Source organism: Segatella salivae DSM 15606 (assembly GCF_000185845.1).
Taxonomy (GTDB): Bacteria; Bacteroidota; Bacteroidia; order Bacteroidales; family Bacteroidaceae; genus Prevotella; species Prevotella salivae.
Window position 1 is genome coordinate 2157638 of record NZ_GL629647.1, and the last position, 9127, is coordinate 2166764.

Consider the following 9127-nt stretch of genomic DNA (forward strand, 5'->3'; position numbering starts at 1 on the left):
TCAAACAACTCCCTCCATTTCAAGAGGTAACTACTCCCCTCCCTCTTCGGGGAGGGGCTGGGGGAGAGGCTTTGTTTGCCCCAAATCATTTTACCTTTAATTATCAACAACATCACCACCTCTAATTACCCCTCAAACAACTCCTTCCATTTCCACGACTAACTACTCCCCTCTCTCTTCGGAGAGGGGATGGGGGTGAGGCTTTGTCTGCCTACCATCATTTAACTTTCACTTATCAACAGCGCCGCCACCCCAAACTAACTTCAAAACAACCTTCTCCATTTCCACGACTAACTACTCCCCTCTCTCTTCGGAGAGGGGCTGGGGGTGAGGCTTTATTTCCCTCAATCTATCCCCCCAACAAACATCTTTCAGTAGGTCGATTCACCTTAGAGATTCTCTGAAAGATTTGTTTTCTTTTGCAGTTCTTGGTAATATTGTATTGTTTTTGCTTCTATTTCAGGCTTCACCATGCCATGAATCGACATGCCATGTGCAATGCGTCGTCTGATATCCGTACTGTTGAAATCGTATAGCGGCGTATTTTCGAGCGTGACATTCTTAGGGAGTTGCGTTGTGCATATGGGCGAATGTTTGCGCGGATAGATGATAATGGGGTAGTGATGGAGGATGAAATCGTGGTTTTTCCAGCGGTCGAAGTTCGCCCAATTGTCTGCTCCTATGATGAGTGTAAACTGATTTTGGGGGTAGGTTTCATGGAGTTTACAAAGCGTATCATAGGTATATGAGGGCTTAGGAAGGCGGAATTCGAAGTCACAAGCAATAAGGTTTGGCTCGTCAGCAAGGGCATTTTGTGTGAGTTCTAAGCGGTGGTTGTCGTCTAAAAGGTCGTTGTCCATGCGCTTAAAAGGGTTGAGAGGCGACACCATGAACCAGATTTCGTCGAGCCGTGTGTGCTGAAGTAGCGTCTTAGCCAACGATATATGACCCATATGAATGGGGTTAAACGAACCGCCGTAGATACCGATTTGGGGTGCAGTGAGCCTTATTTCGTCCACTTTTATTTATTGTTCAGGAAAGTCGTTATCAGTCTAAGAGTGTCTTGTTTGGCTGTTTCGAGGTCGTCGTTGACAACGATATGGTCGAAGTTTGGTGCGAAAGAAAGTTCGTATTCAGCTTTTGCGATGCGCTGTTCGATAACCTCCTGCCGATCGGTTCCACGTTCATTGAGTCTTTTTCTCAGTTCTTCTATCGAGGGAGGTTGTACAAAGATGCTTATGGCTTGACTGCCGAAGAATTGTTTTATGTTGCATCCGCCTTTCACATCTACGTCAAAAACGACGTTCTCTCCACGTGCAATCTGCTCCTCAACTTCAGATTTTAGTGTGCCATAAAAGCGGTTTTCATAAACTTCTTCGTATTCAAGGAACTCATTGTTTGCAATCTTTTCCTTGAATGCTTCGGGCGAAAGAAAGAAGTATTCTACGCCATTTTGTTCCGTTCCTCGAGGCTCACGACTTGTACACGAGATAGAAAAGTGGAGATTAAGTTCAGGATGTTCTTTCATCAACCATTGCACAATGGTGCTCTTTCCCGAGCCCGATGGCGCACTGAAGATAAGGAGTCGGCCAGGAAACTCAGCCAAGTGAGAATCTTTTTTAGAATCTTCTGGTTGTTGTTTGCTTTGTTCTGACTCGTTGGAATGAAGAAAGTCGTTGTTTTGTTTCATCATATTCATCCTTTAATATCATGGTTTATTCTGAATCGGAAGATTCTTTCCTACTTTTATTCACTATTGAAGGATTATCTAAATTCTGCTATTTATAGAGTTGTTTCGTTTCAGAATTAGTCGCAAGAAAGATGCATCTGTTTAGTGGTTCTACCCCTTTGGGAAGAGATGTAGAGCCCTTCCGTCTTTAACTTACAGTGCATTTAGCACCTGTTCCTTAATTTGTTCCAACTCATCTTTCATCTTTACGACGATATTTTGCATCTCCGCTTGATTGCTCTTACTACCAGTTGTGTTAATCTCTCGCCCCATTTCTTGTGCAATAAAGCCAAGTTTCTTGCCAACACCATGGCCTTCTTCTTGCATCGTTTCACGGAAATAGTTCAAGTGATTGGTAAGTCTTTGCTTCTCTTCGCTGATATCTAACTTTTCAATATAATAGATAAGCTCTTGCTCTAAGCGGTTTTTGTCGTAGTCAACACTTGGGATTTGTTCAAGGCTTTTAATGATATTCTGTCGTATTTTCTCTACACGGCTCTTCTCATATGGCTCAATACTTGCGAGTAAGGCTTCGATATTATTAATCTTTTCATTGAATTTGTGTTGCAAAGCGGCCCCTTCTTGTTTGCGGAAATCTACCAAAGCATGGAGTGCTTCGTCAATAGCTGTAGAGGCAACTGCCCATTCTTCGTTGGTGAGTTCTTCGTTTTCAGTCTTTGTTGTGATATCAGGGAGCGCCAGAAGAGTGGCATACCAATCGGTAGGCTCAGGGATTCCGGTTTGCAATGAGATATCTTTTATCTGCTTATAATAGTTTTCCACGAGCGCCGCATTAATGGAAGCAGCGTCTACAACGTCATCTTTTTCAATCCAAATGGCAAAGTCTACCTTCCCACGCTCAAGGCTTTTAGCTACCTTTTGGCGTATATCCATCTCCTTTTCTCTATAGAGTGGGGCAATGCGGGCAGACAAATCTAATGCCTTACTGTTTAGAGATTTAATCTCAACATTAATCTTCTTTTCTTTAAAAGTGACTACAGCTTTGCCGTAACCCGTCATGGATTGTATCATAATTGCTACGCGTTAAATTTCTGCAAAAGTAATAATTTTGTGGGAAAAAAGCGTAAATTTGCAATTTATTAAGATTATATTTTTCATTTATGTCGTGTATATTAAACATTGAAACGAGTACAACGGTGTGCTCGGTTGCCGTGAGTAATGACGCAGAATGCATCTTTAACAAGGAAGATCATAGTGGTCCGCACCACAACGAGACGTTAGGTGCGTTCGTAGATGAGGCACTTTCTTTCATTGATAGCCATGGTTTGAAACTTGATGCAGTGGCAGTGAGCTGCGGACCTGGCTCATATACGGGGCTACGTATAGGTACTTCAATGGCTAAAGGCATTTGTTATGGTCGCGATGTAAAGTTGATTGCCATACCAACGCTTGAGCTTTTGGCTGTTCCAGTGTTACTTGGTGAGCATCCAAATGAGGAAGATGCGCTGCTGGTTCCTATGTTAGATGCCCGCAGAATGGAGGTATATGCCGAGGTATTTGACCGTGCTTTGCATGTTGTTCGACCGATTCAGGCAGATGTAGTAACTGAAGAAACCTATAAAACTTATTTAGATAAGGGTATTGTTTATTTCTTTGGAGATGGTGCAGGCAAATGTATGAGTGAGATAAATCATCCTAACGCCCGTTACATTAAAGACATTTTACCACTTGCAAAGAATATGTTTCCCTTGGCAGAAAAGCGATTTGCTGAAGAGAAATTTGAGGATGTAGCTTACTTTGTGCCTTTCTATTTGAAAGATTTTGTAGCTAAAATGCCTAAGAAACTGCTTTAATTATGAATATTGAAGGATTAGATTACAACACACAACGTGAGAAACTAATCATGCCCGAGTATGGACGTGAGGTGCAAGATATGGTGGATCTCTGCGTGAACTTAAAGACAAAAGAAGAGCGTCAGGCTTGCGCTGAGACAATAATTGCCATCATGGAGCGTATGTTTCCACAGGGAAAAGAGAGTGGGGACTATCAACATAAGCTGTGGGATCACCTTGCAATAATGAGTGATTTCAAGCTTGATATCGACTGGCCCTATGATATTAGTGCGGCAAATAGAATCTCTTCAAAGCCTGAACCAATGCCTTATCCGATGGAACGCATACCAGTTCGTCATTACGGACATATCCTTTTTGAAGTTTTTCAGCGTCTAAAGACGATGCCAGAAGGTGAAGAACGCGATGAACTTATACGTTTGACGGCGAATCAAATGAAGATAGATTTGATGACGTGGAGCCATGGTTCAGCCGATGATGTGAAGGTTGCTGATGACCTTGCACGGTTTACTGACGGGAAGGTTCAACTCGATTTGAACTCCTTTGTGTTTAATAAGATTGCGGATAGGCCCATTGCTAATACGCCGAACAAACGCAAAAAAAAGTAACTATGGAATCATTTATCATCGAAGGTGGACATCGATTAAAGGGTACTATCACGCCACAAGGAGCCAAAAACGAGGCACTTGAAGTGATTTGTGCCACGTTGTTGACGACTGAACCCGTGAGAATCAAGAATATACCCGATATTCTTGATGTCAATAACCTTATCATATTATTGCAAGATATTGGGGTAAAGGTGACGCGACATCATCGTGGAGACTATACGTTTCAAGCTGATGAACTGAATCTTTCCTATCTCGATAGCTTACAATTTGTTCAGAAATGTTCCTCACTTCGTGGAAGTGTTCTCTTGATTGGACCTCTGTTAGGTCGTTTTGGCAAAGCAATCGTGGCTAAACCTGGGGGAGATAAGATAGGACGTAGACGCTTAGATACACACTTTCTCGGTTTTAAGTACCTCGGAGCAAAGTTTGTTCGTGACCCCGAACGTGATGTTTTCCGAATCGAAGCAGAACAGTTGAAGGGCTGTTATATGTTACTTGATGAGGCGTCTATTACCGGAACAGCAAATATTATCATGGCTGCTGTGACGGCAAAAGGCACAACTACCATCTACAATGCAGCCTGTGAACCATATATTCAGCAGCTATGTCACTTGTTAAATGCCATGGGTGCCAACATCAGTGGCATTGCAAGTAACCTTATTACGATAGTGGGGGTGGAGCGATTGCATGGAGCTTCGCACATGGTTTTACCCGATATGATAGAGGTTGGCTCATTTATTGGCATGGCAGCCATGGTGGGTGACGGCGTAAGAATTAAGAATGTGTCACTCCAAAACTTAGGAATCATCCCTGATGCCTTTAGGCGTTTGGGCGTAAAGATACAGGTTGAAGGTGATGATTTGATTGTCCCCTATCAGCCACATTACGTGGTTGACTCGTTCATTGACGGCACTATTATGACATTGTCTGATGCCCCTTGGCCCGGACTTACCCCCGACTTGATTTCTGTTCTCCTTGTCGTTGCCACACAAGCACGTGGCTCTGTGCTCATACATCAAAAGATGTTTGAGAGTCGTTTGTTCTTTGTTGACAAGCTAATTGATATGGGAGCACAAATCATTTTGTGTGATCCTCATCGGGCAGTTGTCGTGGGACATGATCACAAAATGAAGCTAAGAGCGGGACGAATGACTAGTCCTGACATCCGCGCGGGTATCGCTTTACTTATCGCAGCAATGTCATCTCAGGGGACAAGTCATATTGCAAATATAGCCCAAATCGATAGGGGTTATGAGGACATTGAAAACAGATTGAATGCTATCGGGGCTTGTATCAAACGTGTAAATGATTAAAAACGAAGACGTATATAGAATCGGAAAGCTTGGGAAACCACATGGGGTGCAAGGTGAAATATCCTTTCTCTTCACCGATGATGTGTTTGATCGTGTTGATGCCGACTATTTATTACTATCTATTGATGGCATACTTGTGCCGTTCTTTATAGAGGAATATCGGTTCAAGAGTGCCGAAAATGCTCTTGTTAAGTTTGAAGATATCGACTCAGAAGGGCGTGCCCGTCAGCTCACGGGATGCGAAGTGTTCTTTGAACGCAGTCTTTCTGATGGCGCAGAACAAGGCTTGTCATGGGCCGAAATCATAGGCTTTACGGTTATCAATAGGCTGAATGATGAGGTTGTTGGGCATATCACAGAAGTTGATAACACCACCATCAACACACTTTTTGAGATTAAAACCACCACAGGTAAAGATATCTTGGTGCCTGCTCACGAGGAGTTGATTCACGAAGCTGATATGCAACGCCGTGAGATTCGAATGTCCATCCCTGATGGGCTGCTTGATTTATAACCCTAAGACGATAGGAAAAGAAATGAAAAAACAACAGATATGTATCCTCGGATCTACCGGAAGCATTGGTACTCAAGCTTTAGATGTTATCCGACAGCATAGTGATCGCTACGAAGTTTATTGTCTTACGGCGAACAACAGCGTAGAGAAGTTGGCCCAACAGGCACGAGAATTTAAGCCTGCTGCTGTCGTTATTGCTAACGAAGCACATTATGATGCTTTGCAACAACGGCTCAACGACCTACCAGAAATAAAGGTTTATGCCGGTAAAGAGGCCTTGGAACAGATTGTTTCTGCCTCACCTATTGACATGGTTTTAGCCGCAATGGTAGGTTTTTCGGGGCTTGTTCCGACGATAAATGCCATTAAAGCGCATAAGAAAATATGCTTGGCAAACAAAGAAACGCTTGTCGTTGCCGGCGAATTAATATGTAATTTGGCCAAAGAAAACCATGTGCCCATCCTGCCTGTTGATAGTGAACATAGTGCAATCTTTCAGAGTATTGTCGGTGATGCAGATAATAAGATAGAGAAAATTCTGCTTACTTGTTCTGGAGGTCCTTTCAGATTGTTCAGCCACGAACAACTCAAGACGGTCACAGCTGCTGATGCTTTGAAGCATCCTACATGGGATATGGGCGCTAAAATAACTATAGACTCGGCGTCGTTAATGAATAAAGGTTTCGAGATTATAGAGGCAAAGTGGCTCTTTGGCGTACCAGCTGACCGCATACAAGTGTTGATTCATCCCCAAAGTATAGTCCATAGTGCGGTCGAATTCATTGATGGTGCGGTGAAAGCTCAGTTGGGTGTGCCCGACATGCGATTGCCCATACAATATGCTTTCTCATTCCCTGAGCGCTTATATCTAAAAGGTGAGCGCCTCGATCTATTCAAACAGCAACGTTTGGAGTTCTTCGAGCCCGACACAAATAAGTTCAAATGCTTAGCCTTGGCCTACGAAGCAATCGATAAAGGGGGGAATATGCCCTGTATTTTGAATGCTGCCAACGAGGTGGTTAATGCGGCTTTCCGTCGCAATGAGTGTTCTTTCCTTGACATGGCCGATGTGATTGAGCAAACCATGCAACAGGCAACATTCGATAAAAACCCTAATCTTGATGTCTATTTGCAGACAGATGCTGAGGCCAGAACTATTGCTCAGCGTCTTGTTTTGAAGGCTTCAACCCTATAGAGTCATTCATTTTGAAAATAAAAACGATAAATAAATCATGGAAGTTATATTCATAAAGGCATTGCAGTTCATTCTTGCAATCTCACTATTAGTACTGCTCCACGAGGGTGGACACATGTTTTTTGCAAAGCTTTTCGGTATAAGAGTTGAGAAGTTTTATATATTTTTTGATGTCGGTATAGGGAAATGGACGGGTAGTCTGTTCCATTTTAAACCTAAAAACAGCGATACCGAATATGGAATGGGATGGCTTCCATTTGGTGGTTACTGCAAGATTGCAGGAATGATTGACGAGAGTTTCGACACCGAACAAATGGCTAAACCGGCTGAACCATGGGAGTTCAGAACAAAACCTGCATGGCAACGGCTGCTGGTTATGATTGGTGGAGTCACCGTTAACTTCCTTCTTGCACTCTTCATCTATTCAATGCTCATGTTTGTTTGGGGCGATACTTACATCCAAACGAAAGACATGAAGCAAGGAATGCTGTTTAATCAAGAGGCAAAACGCTATGGTTTTAAAGACCATGACATTCTTCTTGGCACCGAAAAAGGGCAATTTAAAGACTTTAGTGCCGATATGTTCCGCGCAATCTCAAAGGCTAAGCGCGTTGATATCATTCGAAATGGAAAGCCAATGAGCCTACATTTGTCAGGAGATATTAATCTTTTAAGCATGATTAAAAGCACTCCGGCTTTCTGTCAGCCTTATCTTCCTGCCACAGTCGACTCTGTTCTTCCCGGCGGTCCTGGCGAAAAGATTGGTTTGAAGAAAGGAAACAAGCTGTTGGCACTTAATGGTGTGAAGATAACTTCAGCCAATGTGTTCCTTGACGAACTAAGTAAAATGAGAGAAAAACTATCTGCTTGCAAGACACATCAAGACAGTATGAAGATAAGAACGGCGCAGTTGGTATATCAATCGGATAAGGTTGACACCGCAAAAGCTGTGCTTACACCCGACTTGAAGTTTGCCATTGAGTTTCCAAGTATGTTGTCTCTCTACACACCTACACACAAAAGCTACAGCTTTTTGGCCAGTTTCCCGGCAGGAGTTGCCTATGGTTGGGATGTGTTGAAAGGCTATGTGAGTGACATGAAGTATGTGTTCTCTGCCAGCGGAGCCAAGAGTCTCGGTGGATTTGGTACGATAGGAAGTCTCTTTCCCTCATCATGGGATTGGTATATCTTTTGGAAAATGACCGCCTTCTTAAGCATAATTCTCGCCTTTATGAATATACTTCCCATCCCAGCCCTTGATGGTGGTCACGTGCTTTTCCTCATTTATGAAATGATAACGGGTCGAAAGCCGAATGAAAAGTTCATGATTCGTGCCGAGTATACAGGCGTAACGATTCTCATTCTGCTAATGATTGTGGCCAATCTCAATGACATTCTGAGGTGGTTAGGCTATATGTAGAATATTGATTAAGCCCTTGTATATCACAATATTATAGAAACATTTGTGTAAAATCAGTTAAGGCGAAGTGCTATTCATGGCACTTCGCCTTATTATTTGCGTCATTTCATGCGATTATTTGCGTCATTTCATCGCATAAAATAAGCCTAATTACACGGCCATTTGCATCAATTCATTTTGCTTTTTATTATCAACAATGGCGACACCACTAATTACCCCCAAAACAACTTCTTTCATTTCGAAGGCTAACTACTCCCCTCCCTCTTCGGTGAACCATAGGTCGCTGTTCGTGAAGCCTGCGAAACGAGGAAAGCAAAGGGCTGGGGGAGAGGCTTTGTATACCTTACACTATTTCACCTTTAATTATCAACAACGTCACCCTAACAATTGGTTCACCACGCAACTGTGTTGGTATTGCGCTATTATCCTAATGGATGAATTTCACAATATAAATGTTCTCACCACGCAACTCGGTACGAGTTGTGCTTTTGATAGCCCAGGGTTGGCGAGGAACGAGCCTACCCCGGGTAAACGTTT

General features: G+C 42.9%; 9 protein-coding genes. 6 read left to right on the forward strand and 3 right to left on the reverse strand.

Annotation, left to right across the window (positions count from 1 at the left end; all coding sequences use genetic code 11):
• Nucleotides 1-389 precede the first annotated feature (389 nt).
• The 3 genes from nadD to HMPREF9420_RS08605 all read right to left on the reverse strand — a co-directional run bounded on the left by nadD (nucleotide 390) and on the right by HMPREF9420_RS08605 (nucleotide 2761).
• On the reverse strand, nucleotides 390-1019 hold the full coding sequence (nadD, locus tag HMPREF9420_RS08595; protein WP_007135219.1) for a nicotinate (nicotinamide) nucleotide adenylyltransferase: 630 nt from the start codon (nucleotides 1017-1019) through the stop codon (nucleotides 390-392).
• Between the two features lie 2 nt (nucleotides 1020-1021).
• Nucleotides 1022-1699: a guanylate kinase gene (gmk, locus tag HMPREF9420_RS08600; protein ID WP_007135220.1), complete on the reverse strand. Its 678-nt coding sequence runs from the start codon at nucleotides 1697-1699 to the stop codon at nucleotides 1022-1024.
• A 183-nt stretch (nucleotides 1700-1882) separates the two neighbouring features.
• Nucleotides 1883-2761 (reverse strand): YicC/YloC family endoribonuclease, encoded by an 879-nt coding sequence (locus tag HMPREF9420_RS08605; protein WP_007135221.1) that lies wholly within the window; start codon nucleotides 2759-2761, stop codon nucleotides 1883-1885.
• 89 nt (nucleotides 2762-2850) lie between these two features.
• Here HMPREF9420_RS08605 and tsaB point away from each other — a divergent pair, with 89 nt between their 5' ends.
• The 6 genes from tsaB to rseP are packed head-to-tail and all read left to right on the forward strand — an operon-like array spanning nucleotide 2851 to nucleotide 8590.
• Entirely contained in the window at nucleotides 2851-3543 is a 693-nt protein-coding gene (tsaB, locus tag HMPREF9420_RS08610) for a tRNA (adenosine(37)-N6)-threonylcarbamoyltransferase complex dimerization subunit type 1 TsaB (RefSeq protein ID WP_007135222.1), read from the forward strand.
• Between the two features lie 2 nt (nucleotides 3544-3545).
• Nucleotides 3546-4148: a DUF4290 domain-containing protein gene (locus tag HMPREF9420_RS08615; protein ID WP_007135223.1), complete on the forward strand. Its 603-nt coding sequence runs from the start codon at nucleotides 3546-3548 to the stop codon at nucleotides 4146-4148.
• A gap of 2 nt (nucleotides 4149-4150) precedes the next feature.
• Nucleotides 4151-5461, forward strand: coding sequence for a UDP-N-acetylglucosamine 1-carboxyvinyltransferase (murA, locus tag HMPREF9420_RS08620; RefSeq protein WP_007135224.1), 1311 nt, complete (start codon nucleotides 4151-4153; stop codon nucleotides 5459-5461).
• The gene (gene rimM, locus HMPREF9420_RS08625) at nucleotides 5454-5975 is read left to right on the forward strand and encodes a ribosome maturation factor RimM (protein WP_007135225.1); all 522 of its coding nucleotides are present in this window, start codon (nucleotides 5454-5456) and stop codon (nucleotides 5973-5975) included. The genes murA and rimM overlap by 8 nt, the downstream gene beginning before the upstream one ends.
• A gap of 22 nt (nucleotides 5976-5997) precedes the next feature.
• A complete protein-coding gene (locus HMPREF9420_RS08630; protein WP_044079195.1) occupies nucleotides 5998-7170 on the forward strand; it encodes a 1-deoxy-D-xylulose-5-phosphate reductoisomerase in 1173 nt (390 codons plus the stop codon).
• Nucleotides 7171-7207: 37 nt separating this feature from the next.
• Nucleotides 7208-8590, forward strand: coding sequence for an RIP metalloprotease RseP (gene rseP / locus HMPREF9420_RS08635; protein WP_007135227.1), 1383 nt, complete (start codon nucleotides 7208-7210; stop codon nucleotides 8588-8590).
• Nucleotides 8591-9127: the final 537 nt, after the last annotated feature.